The sequence below is a fragment of the Sulfitobacter pacificus genome (assembly GCF_030159975.1).
In the GTDB taxonomy this organism is placed as follows: Bacteria; Pseudomonadota; Alphaproteobacteria; order Rhodobacterales; family Rhodobacteraceae; genus Sulfitobacter; species Sulfitobacter pacificus.
The window spans coordinates 679,178-696,882 of sequence record NZ_BSNL01000001.1; the positions used below are offsets into that span (position 1 = coordinate 679,178).

A 17,705-nucleotide genomic window follows, 5' to 3' on the forward strand; every position below is an offset into this window, starting at 1 on the left:
CACGGCACCGGACGCTTTGCTCCGGTATAGGGCAAAGCGTCCTGTCGCACTCAATCGTCAGGCCGGATAATCTCGAAGACCTCGCGCACCACGGAATAGTCGCGATAGCCAAGGCGTGACAGCGGTGCAAAGCGGGTCACGTCAAAGCGGCCGTCTACCATGCAATCATCGCGCATATGCACGCCGATGACCTCGCCAAAGACGACATAGTTCGCTGCGCCCTCAATCTGGACAATCTGTGTCATCCGGCATTCCAGCGCTGCCGGTGTACCACCGACGCGGGCGCAATTGATCGTATCACACTCCAGCTTTTCAACACCGGCATGGTCAAACTCATCGCTGCCATGGGGCAGAGTGGCAGAAGAGTGGTTCATCGCATCCCGCGCGGCATATTCGACAATATTCGCACAAAAGACGCCAGTCTCGCGGATATTGGCAACCGAATCCTTGGTGCCCTCCACATCGTCCTTGACGCCGGTTGAGGCAAACATGACCTGCGGTGGCACATACGCCACGGCATTGAAAAAGGAATAGGGCGCAAGATTGTCATTGCCATCCTTGTCACGGGTTGAAATCCAGCCGATAGGGCGCGGTGTCACAAGGGCATTGAATGGGTTATGGGGCAGGCCATGGCCCTCACTTGGCTTATAGAACATCAGAATTCCTTTTGGTGGTTTGCGCCTATGGCTACCCCCATGCTAGGGCGGACGCCACTGCAATTCAAAAGAGCGACGCAACTTGTACCAGCTAACCCCGGAAACACCGCAAGATTATTGGGAGGTCGAGGCGCTTTATGACACCTGTTTTGCACCGGGCCGCGAGGCCCTGTCGTCCTATCGTTTGCGCGACGGTATTCCGGCGGTTTCGGGGTTAAGCCATGTGGCTCGCGATGCGGGTGGCATTCTGGGCGGCGCCATCCGCTATTGGCCGGTACGTATCGGCGCGGTGGAGGCATTGTTGCTGGGCCCAGTGGCGGTGCACCCGACGCGGCAGGGCGAAGGGCTGGGCCGCGCATTGATCGAAGAAAGCCTGCGTCACGCCGCCCCTCTGGGTTGGGACCGGGTGATGCTGGTAGGCGATGCGCCCTATTACGGGCGTTTCGGGTTCGAGTTGTTGAAAGATATCGAGATGCCCCCTCCCACCAACCCTGCGCGGGTGTTGGGGCGGGCGATTGCACCGGGTGCTTGGGAAGGTGTTGCCGGCAAGGTCCGGCGCTGGCTGGATTGAAATTCTGCCGTCGCCCCCCCACATTGACCACCAAAGGGGAGTTTCCATGCAGATAGAATCCAGTTTGCCCACGCCGGTAGATGTTGAAGTTGAGATCGACAAGCTGGCCCGCCGGTATAAGGCCGCAGGTGGTTTGGGGATCAATGTGTTAAACCTGATTGGCGGCTCTGCGGACAATCTGATCGAGCGCTTGCCCGAGGGAATCCGGCGCAATCTGGAAAACGCCACAGTCGGAGCGCTAAATCAGGCAATGAAAGCGGCGCATTCCAGCCGGTCGGTCGTGCCCGATCAAGCCAGTTGGCTGAATCAGGCGGTGTCAACGGCGATGGGGGCCGCAGGCGGGGCAGGCGGCTTGCCAACTGCATTGGCGGAATTGCCGGTTACCACAACCCTGCTGTTGCGGGTGATCCAGGGGGTTGCGGTTGAACATGGTTTTGATCCCGAAGCGGAATCCGTGCAGTTTGACTGCGTACAGGTTTTTGCGGCGGCGGGCCCTTTGTCGGGGGATGATGGTGCAGATCTGGGGTTCCTGTCGGCACGGCTGGCGCTTTCGGGCAAGGCAATGCAGGCGGTGATCGCCAAGATCGCTCCGAAACTGGCGGTGGTGCTGGGCCAGAAACTGGCGGCGCAAGCGGTGCCGGTGCTGGGAGCAGTGGCCGGGGCCGCGACCAACTATGCCTATACCAGTTATTATCAGGACGTGGCCCATGTGCATTTCGGCCTGCGCAAACTGGCGATCGATGCGGATGTGCCCCATGCGGAACTGCTGGTGAAACTAAAGGAAAAAATGGCGAAGCCAAAGGTAACCGCCTGAGATTGCCGCTCTGATACAGGGCAACCCGGTTAATGCCCGATGCTGATCGGCGCAACGCTGGTGGCCTTCAGCACCGCGAAACATGTCTTGCCTGTTTCAAGGCCCAGTTCGGAGACTGCACGGCCCGTGATCCTTGCCAGCAGCAGGTCCTGACCAGCGCGCAAACTGATCGCCGCGCCAGGGCCATCGCCGCGCTGGATAGCTTCAATTGTCACAGGTAAAACATTCTGCGCAGACAGGCCTTCGGGCCGCCGGGTGGACAGCATTACGTCCTGTGCCAACACCCGCAGTCTGACCTTGGTGCCGCGCCGCGCCTGTACCCCCGGGAGATGCAGCAAGCCCGCGCTGATCTTCAGGCAGGACAGCCCGTCCGCTGCATGTTCCACCACCACGGCCTCGATCACAGCGCCTGCATCCCGCACGCCAAGCAACGGCACGGCGGCGGGATCTGCCATCACTTCCATCGTTGGACCCGACCGCGCGACGGCACCATCCTTTAACAACACCAGCATATCGGCCAGCCGTGCAACCTCTTCAACCGAATGGCTGACATAGAGGATCGGCAGCCCAAGCGGCCCGTCCCGTAGGCGTTCAAGATAGGGTAGAATGTCCTGTTTGCGCGGGCCATCAAGGCTGGCCAGCGGTTCATCCATCAACAACATCCGTGGTTTGCTGAGCAGGGCGCGGCCAAGGGCGACCCGTTGTTTTTCACCACCGGATAATTTGGCAGGGAGTCGGTCCAGCAGGGGCGCGAGCCCCAGTAGCTCGATGACATCGTCAAACTCGGGACCAACCGCATCAGCGGGCGCGTAGCGACTGCCGAAATTGAGATTATCGCGCACGTTCAGATGCGGGAATAGTCGCGCGTCCTGAAAAACATATCCCAAACGGCGGGCCGCCGGGGGGAGGAACGTCGCGCCGTCAAACAGGGTGGTGTTGTCTAGGGCAATGCGTCCCGCATCTGGTTTCAACAGGCCGGCAACGGCGTTGATCACGGTGGTTTTGCCTGCGCCGGAACGCCCGAAAACAGCGGTGATTCCCCTCTCTGCCTCAAACGCGACCCTCAGGGTGAAATCCCCGAAACGGTGGGTAATATCCACATGTAATGTCATGCGCCAGCGATCCGTGTGGCGACCCGCCGCGCAAGGCTTTCTGACGCCAGCACAGCTGCCATCGCCACGGCGCAGGCCATCAACACCATGATAACGGCCTGATGTTCCCCACCGGGGATTTGCAGCGCACTCCAAATAGCGCTGGGCAGGGTCTGTGTCTGGCCGGGGATATTGGCGACAAACGTGATTGTGGCCCCGAATTCGCCCATGGCTTTGGCAAAACCCATCACCGCCCCGGCCAGAATACCAGGGGCGATCAGAGGCAGGGTGACGCGGCCAAAGACAGACCAACGCGGGGCGCCCAGGGTGGCAGCAGCTTCTTCAAGTTTGGGATCAACCGCTTCGATGGCAAGGCGCATGGCCCGCACCATCAGCGGAAACCCCATGATGATGGCGGCCAGCACCGCACCGGACCAGTGAAAGGCAAAGGTGATGCCAATGCTGTCCAGCGCGCGGCCCAAGGGGGCAGTGCGGCCAAAGAGGATCAGCAGCAGATAACCGGTGACAATGGGCGGTAGGACCAGTGGCAGGTGGACGGCGGCGCTGAGCAAGGCTTTGCCGCGAAAATCACGTCGCGCCAGTATCCATGCCACCCAAAGGGCCAGCGGCACGGCCAGCAGCGTGGCCCAGAGCGACACCCAAAGCGACAGGCGCAGTGCCTCCCATGCGGCGGCATCTGCGCTCATTCCTGCGGTACCGGGGCAAAGCCATGGCTGGCAAAAATCGCGGCAGAGGCGGCAGTGGTCAGGTTGGTGATATATTTAGCCCCAGCGGGTGTGAGGCTGGCCGCGAGATAGGTTATTGGCTTATGGGCCTCCAAGGGCGCGGTCAGCAGCACGCGGACCTGCGGTTCGGCAAAGGCATCGCTGGCATATACGACGCCCAAGGGCACCTCTCCCCGCGCGACCAAAGCAAGGGCGGCACGGACATTATCGGTTTCGGCCAGATGGGTGCTGAGCTCATCCCAAAGGCCCATATGGTCCAGCCATTGTTTTGCATAGGTGCCGGCGGGCACCGCGTCGCGTTGCCCCATGGCAAGGCGGCCTGTGCCAAGCAGCGTGGTGATCTCGTCGGTTGATGTCAGCGGCGGGGCCGCTTTTGGACCGATCAGGACCAGCCGGTTGCCCGCGATTGTGACTGGCGCGGAAAGTGTGTTGATGCCCTGTGTCGTCAGCCAGTCCATCCAGAGCCTGTTGGCCAGCACCACTACGTCAGCAGGCGCGCCAGCTACCACTTGCCGCGCCATGGTGCCGGAGCCGCCAAAGGACAGGCGGGCCTTTTGCGGAGAGGGTGCCGCAATATCTTCCAACACGCCGCGCAGGCTGGCGGCGGCAAAAACAGTGATCTGTTCAGCACGTGCCGCAAAGGGCAGGGTTAAACAGATAAAAATCGCGGCAAATCGTGTCATTCATCGCAGTATCTGCGAAGCTTCGCCCCCCTTCAAGCGCAATGGCGCAATCTAGGCGCTTGCGATCAGCCGCATGGCGCGGCATGTCTGGCGCAGTGAATTTTACAGGCGTATCATGGTGAACCAGCCCCCTCTCTCCCTTCTTGGTGCCGGCAAAGGCGATCTGCGCACGCAGTTTGCGGCGCTTTGTTATCGGGTCAGGCGCGGCAAGGTGCAGATTTTGGTGATCACTTCACGCCGTTCAAAGCGCTGGATCGTTCCCAAGGGGTGGCCGATGGAGGGCAAAACGCCCGCTGCCGCAGCGGCGCAGGAGGCTTGGGAAGAAGCAGGGGTGCGCGGGCAGGTCGATGAAACGGCATTGGGTGTCTATACCTATGGCAAGACCACTGTAGTGGGGGGGGAGCTGCCCTGTGTGGTGATGTTATACCCTGTGTTGGTGAAATCGCTGGCGAAAAAATTTCCCGAAAGCGGGCAGCGGCGGCGCAAGTGGGTGTCGCGCAAGAAGGCGGCGAAAAAAGTGGCAGAAGAGGATCTTGCCCGTCTGATTCTGAATTTCGATCCGCGCAGTACGCGCAAGCATTCTTGACCTCGCGGCCTCAGGCACCCATGTCTGTAGGAGGAGTTGAAAGCACCGATGATCCGATACACCCTTAAATGCGACCAGGACCACCATGTTGAAAGCTGGTTTCAATCTGCACAGGCCTATGACGCCCTGGAGAAAGCAGGGCATCTGAGCTGTGCCACCTGCGGCAGCAGCAAGATCACCAAAGCCCTGATGGCCCCGCCTGTGCGTGTTTCAGATGACAAGGCGGCGAAGGTGCCGGTCTTGTCTGAACCAGCAGGAGAGAAGGAAAAGGCGCTGGAGGCGCTGCGCAAGAAAGTGGAAGAAACGTCGGATTATGTCGGGGAAAGTTTCACCCAAGAGGCGCGCGCCATCCATCTGGGCGAGAAACCGGAGCGTGCGATCTATGGTGAGGCGCGGTTGGATCAGGCGAAAGAACTGATTGAGGAGGGTGTGCCGCTGATGCCCCTGCCGTTCCGTCCGAAACAGAAATTGACCTGAGCCTCATAAGGAAAACCCCATGAATATTGTGATCACCGGAGCAAGCCGTGGCATTGGGGCTGGATTGGCTGAACACTATCGCGCGCAGGGGCACGAGGTTATCGGCACGGGACGTTCTGTTGCGTCACAATTGCAACTGGATGTGACGCGCCCGGCCAGCCACAGGGAAATGGCCGAGGCGCTGGAGGGGCAGGCGGTTGATTTGCTGGTGTGTAACGCAGGCGTATATCTGGACAAAGGTGACGATCTGGACAGCGGATATGGCGCGGATCTTTGGGCGCAGAGTTTTGCCACCAATGTGACGGGGGTGTTCATGAGCATTCAGGCCTTGTTGCCGCATCTGCGCCGCGCCGGCTCTTCGAAGATTGCCATCCTCTCATCGCAGATGGGATCGGATGCACGGGCAAAAGCAGGGGGCAGCGGCGGGAGCTATATTTACCGGGCGTCGAAAGCGGCTGCCTTGAACCTTGGGTTGAACCTGGCCAATGATCTGAAGGCCGAAGGCATTGCCGTGGGGATTTATCATCCGGGCTGGGTGCAGACCGATATGGGCGGCAAGACCGCAGAGATCACCACGCAAGAGGCGGTCGAGGGGCTGGCTGCGCGCTTTGCTGCGTTGAATATCGAGACAACCGGCTGTTTTGAAAACTGGGATGGCCGCCCGCATGCGTTTTGAGCTGTTGCGGGCGAGATGAGTCTTTTTATGGAATTTGCTTCGGGCAAATTCGTTGAGGCGCTGCCTCAAACTCCGCAGGATATAGAGCCAAAAAGAGGAAGACAGGGTTTTGGCGTTGTCATGCTTGCTCTTGCGGGTGTGCTGGCGTAAACGGCGCTGGACTTAAGGGGCGAGGGAATATGCCTGTTCTTGTGATGAAATTCGGCGGCACCTCTGTCGCCACGCTGGATCGGATCCGCCGGGCGGCAAAACGCGTTGGTGTGGAAGTGGCCAAAGGCTATGATGTAATTGTCATTGTATCGGCCATGTCGGGCAAGACCAATGAGCTGGTCGGTTGGGTCAATGAGACCTCGCCGATGTATGATGCGCGCGAATATGATGCGGTTGTGTCTTCTGGCGAGAATGTCACAGCAGGTTTGATGGCGCTGACCCTGCAGGAAATGGATGTGCCGGCGCGGTCCTGGCAGGGCTGGCAGGTGCCGGTGCAGACAACAAGCGCCCATTCGGCCGCGCGGATCGAGGATATTCCGCCAGCCAATATCATGAATAAATTTGCCGAAGGTATGAAAGTGGCTGTGGTGGCGGGCTTTCAGGGGGTCAGCCCTGAGGGGCGGATCACCACCCTGGGGCGCGGCGGTTCGGATACCACAGCGGTGGCTTTTGCGGCTGCTTTTGAAGCGGAGCGCTGTGATATCTATACCGATGTTGACGGGGTTTATACCACCGATCCGCGGGTTGAATCAAAGGCGCGCAAGCTCGACAAGATTTCCTTTGAGGAGATGTTGGAACTTGCGTCTTTGGGGGCGAAGGTTCTGCAAACGCGATCCGTTGAACTGGCGATGCGCTATAAGGTTAAGCTGCGGGTGCTGTCGAGTTTTGAAGAACAATCGGACGAAGCCGGAACGCTTGTCTGTGATGAGGAGGAAATTATGGAAAGCAATGTGGTTGCAGGCGTGGCGTTCAGCCGCGAAGAGGCCAAGATGACGCTGGTGTCGGTTGCAGACCGGCCGGGCATCGCGGCGCTGATCTTTTCCGCCCTGTCGGATGCTGGTGTAAACGTCGACATGATTGTGCAGAATATTTCCGAAGAAGGGCGCACCGATATGACGTGGTCCTGCCCGGTGGATCAGGTCAAACGCGCCGAACAGGCGATGGCTGAGGCGAAATCAAGCGGCATCATCAACTACAGTGAGCTGTTGGCGGATCAGGATGTGGCCAAGGTTTCTGTTGTCGGCATCGGCATGCGCAGCCACACAGGTGTGGCGGCCAAGATGTTTCAGGTTCTGTCAAACGAGGGCATCAACATTCAGGTTATCACCACCTCGGAGATCAAGATTTCCGTGTTGATCAATCGCAAATATATGGAGCTGGCGGTTCAGGCCCTGCATGATGCGTTCGAACTGGACAAGGCCGCTTAAGGGCCTGGACCTTAAGCGCGTCGCGGTTTTCGCATCAGGAAATAGACCGGCAGCCCCAGCATCGTGCTGAGCAGAATGAACAGCGCCCAGCCATGGGCGTTCATGTTGCGAGCCTGGGCGTCACAAAAAATCATATAGGCGCAGAGTGCTGAAATGAGCGGCAGGAGGAGCATCGGCATGGTGGTTCTCCCTGTGATTTGACAGCGTCTGTATCTGATATAGAAATGCCGACGCTTAGTTTCTAGACGTCATTGCCGATTTCCGCTGATTGCGCGGGCACAACCAATAATTGTGCGCTCTTATCAAATTCGGCCATTTCGCTTTTGTCCTGCCTGTGGTGTAAGCTGTTCTGGGTTAAACCGGAAGGACGCGCCAGTATGGCCGAGCGTACAGAGACAGAGAGCCGCAAGCTATTGGGCAGGTTGCGGGATGCGATGGCGGGAGATCATGCTGGTCAGGAACGGCTGGATAAGATCACCCATTTGATCGCGACTTCCATGGGGTGTGAAGTCTGTTCGATCTATCTGTTCCGTGACGAGGATACGCTGGAGCTTTGCGCCACAGAAGGGCTGAACGCGCAGGCGGTGCATGAAACCCGGATGAAGCTGGGTGAAGGTCTGGTGGGGCGCGTCGCCAAATTCCGGCGTGTGATCAATACACCGGATGCGCCGCAGGCGACCGGTTTCCGCTTTATGCCGGAAACCGGCGAGGAAATTTATTCCAGCTTCCTTGGCGTGCCGGTGCAACGGTTGGGCGAAACGCTGGGTGTTCTGGTGGTTCAGTCCAAGACCGCGCGCGAATTTTCAGCAGATGAGGTCTATGCGCTTGAGGTTGTGGCCATGGTCCTGGCCGAGATGACTGAATTGGGTGCCTTTGTGGGGGAGGGGGCAGCCATGTCCGCGCGCCATTCACAGCCGGTTCTGCTGCGGGGCACGGTTGCGCAGGAGGGTGTCGCCGAAGGGCATGTCTGGCTGCATGAACCGCGTGTTGTTGTGTCAAATCTGATTGCCGATGATCCGGTACGCGAGACCGAGCGGCTGACCGAGGCGGTTGATACCCTGCGGGTTAGCGTGGATCAGATGTTGTCGATGGCCGGAAATGGCGACAAGGACCAGCAGCAAGTGCTGGAAACCTATCGGATGTTTGCCAATTCCAAGGGCTGGATGCGGCGGATGTCGGAAGACATTCAAAGCGGATTGTCAGCAGAGGCCGCTGTGGAAAAAGAGCAGTCCCTGGCGCGCGCCAGGATGAGCCAGTCCACCGATGCCTATCTGCGTGAACGGCTGAGCGACCTTGATGATCTGTCCAATCGGTTGCTGCGCATTCTGACCGGGCAGGGCGCGGATACCGGGGCGGAGATGCCGGCAGATCCGATTCTTGTGGCGCGTAACATTGGCCCAGCGGAATTGCTGGAATACGGGCGCGGGTTGCGGGGGATCGTGCTGGAAGGTGGCTCTGTCGGGTCGCATGCGGCGATTGTGGCGCGGGCGCTGGCGATCCCGCTGATCGTACATGCGGGGCGGATCACCAATGATGCGCTGAACGGTGATCACATCATGGTGGACGGTGAACAGGGCATTATCCATCTGCGCCCTGATGACATGGTGGCGGCCGCATTCCGCGACAAGATTGCGATGCAGGCGGCGGCGCAGGAACGTTATTCCGCGATTTTGGACCAGCCAGCGCAGGCAAAATGCGGCGCGGTGATCAAACTGGACATGAATGCTGGATTGATGGCTGATTTGCCCTCTCTGGTCAGTTCCGGCGCGGAAGGCGTTGGCTTGTTTCGCACCGAACTGCAGTTTCTGGTGCGCAACCAGATGCCGAAACGCTCCGAGTTATCAGCGCTTTATGCGCGGGTGCTGGATGCGGCAGGCGGCAAACGTGTGGTATTTCGCACGCTTGATATCGGGTCGGACAAGGTGCTGCCCTATATGAAACCCAATGATGAGCCGAACCCGGCACTGGGCTGGCGGGCGATCCGGGTGGGCCTGGACAAACCCGGCGTGATGCGGATGCAGTTGCAGGCATTGATCCGCGCGGCAAACGGGCGGCCGTTGACGGTGATGTTCCCCTTTGTCGCGCAGTTCGAGGAATTCCGTGCGGCCAGTCGCGAGGTTGACAAGGCCATTGAGCGGGAGAAAATTCTGGGCCATGTCCTGCCCAGCAAAATTGAAGTGGGCGCAATGCTTGAAACACCCAGCCTTGCCTTTGCGCCTGAGAAGTTCTTTGAAGAGGTCAAGTTTCTGTCGGTGGGCGGTAACGACCTGAAGCAGTTTTTCTTTGCGGCGGATCGCGAAAACGAACGGGTGCGCAAGCGCTATGATACGTTGAACGTTAGTTTTCTGACTTTCCTAGAGGGCATCGTTGAGCGCTGCGCCCGCACCAATACCGACCTGTCATTTTGTGGTGAAGATGCGGGCCGCCCGGTGGAGGCTTTGTGTTTCGCTGCCATCGGGTTTCGCAGCCTGTCGATGCGGCCTGCCTCGATCGGTCCGGTGAAAAGCCTGCTGCGGCGGTGCAATCTGGAAGATGTACGCGCGGTTATCAATGCTGCACGCGAACGCGGAGAGATGTCGGTGCGGGCAGATGTGATGGAATATGTGAAATCCCAGCATCAATCCTGACGCAGGTTACTTTGCCGCTTCAATCGCGGCGCGCAGAACCGCGCGGTCACCGATGTGATTGGCCAGCGTCAGGATCAGCCGCGCGTTAAATGCGTCGCTTTCCTCGTCACTCAACCCGGCATGGGCCTGCAACAGCTCGTCATAAAACCCGTCAGGGTCGGGGATGTTGGGATCAAGATTCACAGTCATGTTCAACCCTTTGCGAGTGAGGTGGACAGGGCAGCTTCGACAGTCTCTGCGTCAAAACTGGACCAGCGCCCGATGATGTGCTGATCAGGGCGGATCAGATAGAGGGCCGTTTTGGCCGCGCCTAAATAGCGTTTTGCCAGCAGGGGCGAGGGGGCCTCGATATGCACCACAGGCATGTCGATGCCATGCGCAGTGAATGGCGCAGGAGCGCCCCCCCCGATGGCCAGCAGGGTGAACCCGTGCAGATGGTCCAGCAGGAAACCGTCCTCAACCGGTGCGTCGACACAGGATGCGCCGGGACGTGTGATTGCGGGGCCGTCCAGCGCATCGGCACAGAACAGTGGGAAACCATCGTAGACGCAGGGCACCGAGAGCCGACCAGAGTTCACAAAGGGCCGTGCAAAGGCATGTTTGCCCGCCAGATCCAGCACCGCATTGCGGAAGCTCTTGCTGATCTTTGACTTCGGCGTCATGAAATCCGTCGCACGCGAGGAATTCAGGATGTTTTCATCCGCGCCAAACTCCCGCTCGGCCGCATAGCTTTCCAGCAACCGTTCATCAGCGACGTCTTTCAGCACAAGATCCAGTTTCCACGCCAGATTTTCCGCATCCTGCACCCCAGAATTGGCACCACGTGCGCCAAAGGGTGACACTTGGTGCGCGGAATCACCGGCAAAGAACACGGGCCCGTGGCGGAAACTTTGCATGCGACGGCATTGGAAAGTGTAGATTGAGGTCCAGACCAGCTCGTATTCCGGCACCTTGCCGGTCTGACTGGATAGCATGGCATCAACGCGGGCGCGGATATTTGCCTCGTCCAGCTCCTTGGCCCGGTCAATGTCCCAGCCCAGTTGAAAATCAATCCGCCAGATGTCATCGGGTTGTTTATGTAGCAGGGCAGATTGTCCGGCCCCTTTAAAAGGCGGTTCGAACCAGAACCAGCGTTCGGTTGGAAAATCCGCCTTCATCCGCACATCGGCAATCAGGAAGTTATCCTCGAACACCCGCCCGTCAAACGACAGGCCCATCATGTCGCGCAGACCCGAGCGCGCGCCGTCACAGGCGACCAGATAATCCGCCTCAAGCCGATAGGGGCCGTCGGGGGTATCTATGTCCAGTGTCACATGGTTATCATGGGGCTCCACACCCGTCACCCGGTTACGCCCACGCAATTCTATCGGCGCGCCAGCGTCTTGGGCCACACGAATAGCATCGACCAGAAAGCGTTCGAAATCAGGTTGTTGCAAGTTGATAAAAGCCGGGTTGCGATGCCCGTCTTCGGGTTGCAGATCGAACCCGAACAATTGCCCGTCCCCGCGAAACACACGGCCCACGTTCCAGACCACACCTTTGTCGACCATCGGCGTACTGGCCCCAAGACGGTGCGCGATGTCCAAGGTGCGTTTGGCAAAACAGATCGCCTTGCTGCCCAATCCGGCACCGTCATGATCATCGAGAAGCAGAACCGGCGTGCCTCTTTTACCCAGATCAAGGGCAAGGGACAGGCCCACCGGCCCACCACCGACAATAACCACCGGATGGCGCTCGGGCGTGCCGCTTTGCGCTGCGACTTTTTCGTAAGGATAAAGTTTGAACGCGGTCTCGTAACGTGATGCAACCATGTCATCCCCTCCAGCGTGGTTTCGCGGCAATGTTCTGCCATCACTGCTTTGGTTAGTAGTTGCTTTTGTAACTAACAACAGTTTTTTAGAACGGGGGGACGCAAGCGGGGTGGTTCGACGGCTCAGGGCCTTGTTGATATCGCAGCCGAACGCGGCGGCGAAGTGTGCGCAATCATAGACCGTCTCGATGGCGACGTTTACATTTAGCTGGCCTACCCCCTGATCCGCACAATATCAGCGCCGGTGCCGGTTATGAACGCCGAGAAGAACAGAACAGGAAAGGGTAGCAAATGAGTAGACGTTTTGTGTGCTACCCAACACGATCCTGCATAAGTGCTTGAAAACACTTGGAGGCGAGTACCGGAATCGAACCGGTGTACACGGATTTGCAATCCGCTGCGTAACCACTCCGCCAACTCGCCGACCAGTGGTTTTTGCTTGCTATCCGATCAGCTTTGCGGCTGCAAGATCTATGATGCTCGAAAGTGAACCAACTGGGCGTTGCTGAGCGCTGCGGGATGTGGCACATCTGGGAGAAATAGAATCTGAACGGATGAGTTTACCAGATGAGTGATTTCACCGCCCGACGCGTTATGATGGTCGATACGCAGGTCCGGCCCTCGGATGTGACCAAATTTCCGATCATCGACGCCATGTTGACGGTTCCGCGCGAGGTTTTCGTGCCCGCCGCCAGTCGAGAAGCTGCCTATATGGGGGAAAACCTTATGCTGGGGCAGGGGCGTGTCCTGCTTGAGCCCCGCACATTGGCAAAGACACTGGATGCGCTGGCGATCTCAAATGCGGAACTGGTGCTCGATATCGGCTGTGCGATGGGATATTCGGCTGCGGTGATCGCCCATATGGCCGAAGCCGTTGTTGCCGTAGAAGAAGACGAGGCGATGGCGCAGGAGGCAGTAGAGGCCTTGATGCAGGAAGGCGCGGATAATGTGATCGTGCATACCGGTGCCCTTGCAGAGGGTGCGGCAGAGCATGGCCCCTATGATGTGATCGTCATCGAAGGCGGCGTAAGCGACGTGCCACAAGCCATTCTGGACCAGTTGAAAGATGGCGGTCGCATCGCGGCGCTCTTTATGGAGGGCGAATTGGGTGAGGTGCGCATCGGCCACAAACGCGGCGGCCAGATCAGTTGGCGGTTGGCGTTTAATGCGGCGGCACCGGTGCTCGACGGGTTCAATCCCGCCCCTGCGTTTCAGCTTTAACTCGGCACAGAGAGTGATGAGGTCTGCCAACGGCAGGCGGTGGTTTAACAAGAAAGAGGTCACGAGACCCATGCAGATCGACAAAATGCCCATCGGAATGCGCCTGTTGGCCAAAACCTGTACTATTGGCGTTTTTGCGCTTGGCATGGCGGTCATGTCTCCGCGCAGTGCGGCTACAGAAACTCTCGCCGATGCCTTGGTCTCGGCCTATGGTCATTCCGGTTTGCTAGATCAAAACCGGGCCCTGCTGCGGGCGGCGGATGAAGATGTGGCAAGCGCGGTGGCAACCCTGAAGCCGGTGCTGCGTTGGTCAACCAGCTTGACACAGACGTTTGGGCGGGTACGGACAGGTGCCTCTCCTGTGACCATCGACAATGATGATTTGACCGCAGCGCTCAACCTTGCGGCGGAACTTGTGCTTTATGACTTCGGGTCACGCCAGTTGCGTGTCGAGGCGGCCAAGGAAACCGTTCTTGCCACCCGCGAGGCGCTGATCGACATCGAACAGCAAGTGCTGTTTCGCGCCATCCGCGCCTATATGGGGGTTATTGAGTCCTCTGAGTTTGTGGCATTGCGCCAAAACAACGTGCGTTTGCTGACGCAGGAACTGCGCGCTGCGCAGGACCGGTTTGAAGTGGGCGAAGTCACCCGTACAGATGTGGCACTGGCACAGGCACAGCTTGCGCAGGCGCGCAGCGGTCTGGCTTCTGCCGAAGGGTCGCTGGTCTCGGCTGTTGAAGAATACCGCAACGTTGTGGGCCGCAAACCCGGTAAGCTGCGTCAGCCCCCAAGCCTGCCGGCAGTCGAACCCAGTGTGGAGAAGGCCAAAGTAATCGCCGTGCGTCGCCATCCATCCATGCTGGGCGCGCAGCATCAGGTGGCCGCCGCGGATCTTCTGGTGCGTGCCACAGAGGCGGATATGAAACCGCAGATCAGCCTTACCGGGCGATTGAGTGTCACGGAAAACCTGGGCACCAGCGAATTCAACCGGGGCGGCTCCGTTGGAATCGAAGCGGGGCAGACGATCTATCAAGGTGGTGCGTTGTCATCCACCAACCGGCAGGCCAAAGCCCGCGCCGATGCGCAGCGTGGCAATCTGCATGTGGTACGTCATGATGTGCAACAGGCCGTAGGCGACGCATACGCCCAGCTGACCACAGTGAAATCACAGCTCGAAGCTTCCGAACGTCAGGTACGTGCTGCTAGCATCGCATTCCGCGGTATCCGCGAAGAGGCGACATTGGGTGCGCGTACAACTCTGGATGTGCTGGATGCGGAACAGTCTTTGCTGGATGCGCGGTCTCTGCAGGTCTCGGCGCGGGTCAGTGTCTATGTTGCGGCCTATAATATCCTCGTTTCAACGGGGCGTCTGACCGCCAAGGATCTGCGCCTGCCGGTGCAAATCTATGATCCCGCTGAATATTATAATCTGGTCAAGGACAGCCCGGCAAAACGTTCCAAGCAGGGTGACAAACTGGACCGGGTGTTGCGGGCCCTGCAAAAAGACTGACAATTTTCTGCGACCCATTGTGTGAAACTCTATCTGGGGTTAGTTTACGCACGAGAAAAGAGTGGTAAATTCAATGTCTGACCCAGTCACAAATGCTGAGGTAGAGGACGTGTTGTCATCGATCCGCCGTCTGGTGTCCGAAGACAACCGTTCTGTTCAAGTTTCCAAGGTAGAGCCGAAAACCGTCCAATCCGGGCATGGTGATTCGACACAACCCGAGGTCAGGAATGACCGTTTGGTGCTGACACCTGCCTTGCGCGTGACCGATTCTTCTTCTGATGATGAATCCGCGGCAGAGGCGGGTGCAGGCAAAGGTGTAGGGCTTGCGGATTTGGTCACGGATGATCAACCACTTGATGTATTTGCGCCGCGTGCGGTGCCCTCTGCCAATCCACAAGAGGATGATGAGGCGGATATGTTTGACGAGACCGCTGAGGCGGACTCGGTTGATGATCCCTCACATGACTATTCAACAGACCCCTATCATTTTGACGATGATGCCGATGCGGACGGTGATGGGGAGGATGCCTATCATATAGAGCTAACACCCTCTCGGGACCGGGAAGACGAGGATACATCGGGCGTTTCAAAAACTGCTGTTTTCCATCATACTGACCTATCAGAACAGGCAGAGCCAAAGCCGGAAGTGCATGAAAACGCAGATGTTTCTGATGCAACGCAAGAGGCCCCAGAGATCAAACCAGCACCTTTCGTACATGCGAAAAGTCTGACAATGGGGTCCTCTATCGCGTCGGATAAATCAATGGCCCTGACGGCCAAGATTGCCGCACTTGAAACCGCCATTGGCCAGATTTCCGAAACCTGGGAGCCTGATGACGCCGGTGAAAGTGACTATGCTGGCAGCGAAGCCGGGGAGATGGCATGGGAAGACGACGCACCGGATGAATCCACCCTGTCTCCTTCTTCGGAGGCTGAATCGGCAGCATCAGACCTTGCCGCGCCAGAGAAGGCCGAAGCACTGGAAGTGATGGAAGCGCAGCTTGAGGAGTTCTTTGCCAAATCCGAGACGGCAAAAGTGGCCGAGAATCTTGTTGCGCCAACCCCCGATATGCCTGCGGCCGCCACATTGGCTGCCGAGGCAGATGAAACCGACGCCACAGGCACAGGTTCTACGCAGGACAGTTTGGACTATTCCGGCGATGAACAGCTGATTGACGAAGAAGCGCTGCGTGATCTGGTGTCGGAAATTGTCCGTGCAGAGCTACAGGGCGCGCTGGGTGAACGTATCACCCGCAATGTCCGCAAGCTGGTTCGACGTGAAATTCACCGTGCCCTTACGGCGCAGGAGCTGGAATAACACAGCTGTCGCCGGGCAGGTTAAACCTCGCCAGCCAGTTCAAGCATCAGATCGATGTCGAAAAACTCTTCGACGTGATCGGCCAGGGCATCCAGAGTCTCTTCGACCCCATCTTCGAACTGCAACGATGATTGCACCCCCAGCTCTGCCAGATAGGCGGCGCGGAAACTGTCAGAGCTGAACAGCCCGTGCATGTAACATCCCTGAACCGCGCCAGTACGGCTGGCAGCACCTTCCGGAGTTTCACCAAACTGCAACCACGCGCGGTTGGTATCGGGGCCTGTGGTCTCTCCGATATGGATTTCATAACCGGATAGGGCTGTGCAGCTGGCCGGATGGGCCCCCTGCTTCACCGACAGGTGCTTTAAGGGGGCCATCACCGTATCGACATCCAGATGCCCCAGCCCTTTGACCGTTGCGGGGCTGCCCTCAATTCCATGCGGGTCCGCAATGCTGTTGCCCAGCATCTGGTATCCCCCGCACAGCCCCAAAACCCGCCCGCCACGGCGAATATGTGCGGCAATATCAATATCCCACCCCTCGGCCCGCAGGACCGCCAGATCGGCGATGGTGGCTTTGCTTCCAACCAGAAGCACCAGATCAGTCTCTGCGGGCAGGGGGGTGCCGGGCATGATGATGCGCAGATCAACACCGGGTTCAGCGGCCAACGGATCAAGATCATCGAAATTCGAGATGCGCGGCAAGCGGGGCACGGCGATAACGCAGCCCCGGCCCGCAGAGCGGGATCGTGCGGGCAGGTCCATCACATCTTCGGCGGGCAGGCGATGTGCCTCCTCAAACCAGGGGATCACCCCAAGGCTGGGCCAGCCAGTGCGCCGCACGATGTCATCGCGGCCTGCATCAAACAGGCTGCGGTCGCCACGAAATTTATTGACGGCAAAACCACGGATGAGGGCGTTGTCATCGGCATCCATCACAGCTTGGGATCCAACGATCTGGGCAATCACACCGCCACGATCGATGTCGCCCATCAGGATCACCGGCACCGAAGCTGCTGAGGCAAAGCCCATATTGGCGATGTCACCGCCGCGCAAATTGGTTTCGGCAGGGCTGCCCGCACCTTCGACAACGATCAGCTCACATTGTCCGGCCAAGCGGCGAAACGATTTCAGCACCGCAGGCATCAAAGTGGCCTTGTTCTTGCCAAAGGCGGCGGCGTCTTGCTGTCCGGCAATCTGACCCTGCACAATCACCTGCGCCCCGGTAGAGGATTGTGGTTTCAACAGGACCGGGTTCATATCCGTATGCGGATCAACGCCGGCTGCGCGTGCCTGCAATGCCTGTGCGCGCCCGATTTCCCCGCCATCCGCCGTCACTGCTGCATTGTTTGACATGTTCTGCGGTTTAAACGGGCGCACCGCCATGCCGCGCCGCACACAGGCGCGGATGATACCGGCGACGATCATGGACTTCCCGACATTGCTGCCAGTGCCTTGAATCATGATGGCTTTGGTCATCTGCTGCACCTGTTCGTTTCGGG

Annotated in this window: 19 protein-coding genes and 1 tRNA gene; 11 read left to right on the forward strand and 9 right to left on the reverse strand. The window is 58.7% G+C overall.

The annotated features are described in order from the left end of the window. Positions 1-50: 50 nt before the first annotated feature. A complete protein-coding gene (locus QQL78_RS03415) occupies positions 51-656 on the reverse strand; it encodes a flavin reductase family protein (protein WP_284370588.1) in 606 nt (201 codons plus the stop codon). 82 nt (positions 657-738) lie between these two features. Between QQL78_RS03415 and QQL78_RS03420 the strand changes: the two genes are divergently transcribed. Next, positions 739-1,227 carry a GNAT family N-acetyltransferase gene (locus tag QQL78_RS03420; protein ID WP_284370590.1) on the forward strand — a complete coding sequence of 163 codons (489 nt, stop codon included), beginning with the start codon at positions 739-741 and terminating at the stop codon, positions 1,225-1,227. Positions 1,228-1,273: 46 nt separating this feature from the next. Continuing rightward, a complete protein-coding gene (locus tag QQL78_RS03425; RefSeq protein ID WP_284370593.1) occupies positions 1,274-2,041 on the forward strand; it encodes an EcsC family protein in 768 nt (255 codons plus the stop codon). A gap of 29 nt (positions 2,042-2,070) precedes the next feature. Here QQL78_RS03425 and modC read toward each other — a convergent pair whose 3' ends face one another. From modC to modA, 3 genes are read right to left on the reverse strand one after another with little or no spacing between them, the layout of a single operon-like run. Further along, on the reverse strand, positions 2,071-3,153 hold the full coding sequence (gene modC, locus QQL78_RS03430) for a molybdenum ABC transporter ATP-binding protein (protein ID WP_284370595.1): 1,083 nt from the start codon (positions 3,151-3,153) through the stop codon (positions 2,071-2,073). Then, positions 3,150-3,839 (reverse strand): molybdate ABC transporter permease subunit, encoded by a 690-nt coding sequence (gene modB / locus QQL78_RS03435; RefSeq protein ID WP_284370597.1) that lies wholly within the window; start codon positions 3,837-3,839, stop codon positions 3,150-3,152. The genes modC and modB overlap by 4 nt, the downstream gene beginning before the upstream one ends. Beyond that, positions 3,836-4,561, reverse strand: a complete 726-nt coding sequence (gene modA / locus QQL78_RS03440) for a molybdate ABC transporter substrate-binding protein (protein WP_284370598.1) — start codon at positions 4,559-4,561, stop codon at positions 3,836-3,838. Before modA ends, modB begins: the two co-directional genes overlap by 4 nt. A gap of 115 nt (positions 4,562-4,676) precedes the next feature. Here modA and QQL78_RS03445 point away from each other — a divergent pair, with 115 nt between their 5' ends. The 5 genes from QQL78_RS03445 to QQL78_RS03465 are packed head-to-tail and all read left to right on the forward strand — an operon-like array spanning position 4,677 to position 7,718. Then, the gene (locus tag QQL78_RS03445) at positions 4,677-5,147 is read left to right on the forward strand and encodes an NUDIX hydrolase (protein WP_284370600.1); all 471 of its coding nucleotides are present in this window, start codon (positions 4,677-4,679) and stop codon (positions 5,145-5,147) included. A 48-nt stretch (positions 5,148-5,195) separates the two neighbouring features. After that, positions 5,196-5,624, forward strand: a complete 429-nt coding sequence (locus QQL78_RS03450; RefSeq protein ID WP_284370602.1) for a DUF1178 family protein — start codon at positions 5,196-5,198, stop codon at positions 5,622-5,624. A gap of 19 nt (positions 5,625-5,643) precedes the next feature. Next, positions 5,644-6,300, forward strand: a complete 657-nt coding sequence (locus QQL78_RS03455; protein ID WP_284370604.1) for an SDR family oxidoreductase — start codon at positions 5,644-5,646, stop codon at positions 6,298-6,300. Positions 6,301-6,327: 27 nt separating this feature from the next. Then, positions 6,328-6,450 (forward strand): hypothetical protein, encoded by a 123-nt coding sequence (locus tag QQL78_RS03460; RefSeq protein WP_284370606.1) that lies wholly within the window; start codon positions 6,328-6,330, stop codon positions 6,448-6,450. A gap of 29 nt (positions 6,451-6,479) precedes the next feature. Continuing rightward, the gene (locus QQL78_RS03465; RefSeq protein WP_284370608.1) at positions 6,480-7,718 is read left to right on the forward strand and encodes an aspartate kinase; all 1,239 of its coding nucleotides are present in this window, start codon (positions 6,480-6,482) and stop codon (positions 7,716-7,718) included. An 11-nt stretch (positions 7,719-7,729) separates the two neighbouring features. Here the strand turns inward: QQL78_RS03465 and QQL78_RS03470 are convergent, their stop codons facing one another. Beyond that, complete coding sequence (locus QQL78_RS03470; RefSeq protein ID WP_284370610.1) at positions 7,730-7,897, reverse strand: hypothetical protein; 168 nt, start codon at positions 7,895-7,897, stop codon at positions 7,730-7,732. Between the two features lie 198 nt (positions 7,898-8,095). Between QQL78_RS03470 and ptsP the strand changes: the two genes are divergently transcribed. Then, positions 8,096-10,345 carry a phosphoenolpyruvate--protein phosphotransferase gene (gene ptsP / locus QQL78_RS03475; protein WP_284370612.1) on the forward strand — a complete coding sequence of 750 codons (2,250 nt, stop codon included), beginning with the start codon at positions 8,096-8,098 and terminating at the stop codon, positions 10,343-10,345. 6 nt (positions 10,346-10,351) lie between these two features. Here ptsP and QQL78_RS03480 read toward each other — a convergent pair whose 3' ends face one another. The 3 genes from QQL78_RS03480 to QQL78_RS03490 form a co-directional block, all read right to left on the reverse strand. Beyond that, entirely contained in the window at positions 10,352-10,534 is a 183-nt protein-coding gene (locus QQL78_RS03480) for a DUF2783 domain-containing protein (protein ID WP_284370614.1), read from the reverse strand. Positions 10,535-10,536: 2 nt separating this feature from the next. Further along, positions 10,537-12,156, reverse strand: a complete 1,620-nt coding sequence (locus QQL78_RS03485; RefSeq protein ID WP_284370616.1) for an FAD-dependent oxidoreductase — start codon at positions 12,154-12,156, stop codon at positions 10,537-10,539. A gap of 348 nt (positions 12,157-12,504) precedes the next feature. After that, positions 12,505-12,578 (reverse strand) — tRNA-Cys (locus tag QQL78_RS03490). A gap of 144 nt (positions 12,579-12,722) precedes the next feature. Between QQL78_RS03490 and QQL78_RS03495 the strand changes: the two genes are divergently transcribed. From QQL78_RS03495 to QQL78_RS03505, 3 genes are all read left to right on the forward strand, one after another. After that, the gene (locus QQL78_RS03495) at positions 12,723-13,376 is read left to right on the forward strand and encodes a protein-L-isoaspartate O-methyltransferase family protein (RefSeq protein WP_284370618.1); all 654 of its coding nucleotides are present in this window, start codon (positions 12,723-12,725) and stop codon (positions 13,374-13,376) included. A 70-nt stretch (positions 13,377-13,446) separates the two neighbouring features. Then, positions 13,447-14,886, forward strand: coding sequence for a TolC family outer membrane protein (locus QQL78_RS03500; protein ID WP_386258889.1), 1,440 nt, complete (start codon positions 13,447-13,449; stop codon positions 14,884-14,886). 73 nt (positions 14,887-14,959) lie between these two features. Further along, positions 14,960-16,204 (forward strand): prolipoprotein diacylglyceryl transferase, encoded by a 1,245-nt coding sequence (locus tag QQL78_RS03505; protein WP_284370619.1) that lies wholly within the window; start codon positions 14,960-14,962, stop codon positions 16,202-16,204. A 20-nt stretch (positions 16,205-16,224) separates the two neighbouring features. Here QQL78_RS03505 and QQL78_RS03510 read toward each other — a convergent pair whose 3' ends face one another. After that, positions 16,225-17,682 carry a cobyric acid synthase gene (locus tag QQL78_RS03510; RefSeq protein ID WP_284370621.1) on the reverse strand — a complete coding sequence of 486 codons (1,458 nt, stop codon included), beginning with the start codon at positions 17,680-17,682 and terminating at the stop codon, positions 16,225-16,227. Positions 17,683-17,705: the final 23 nt, after the last annotated feature.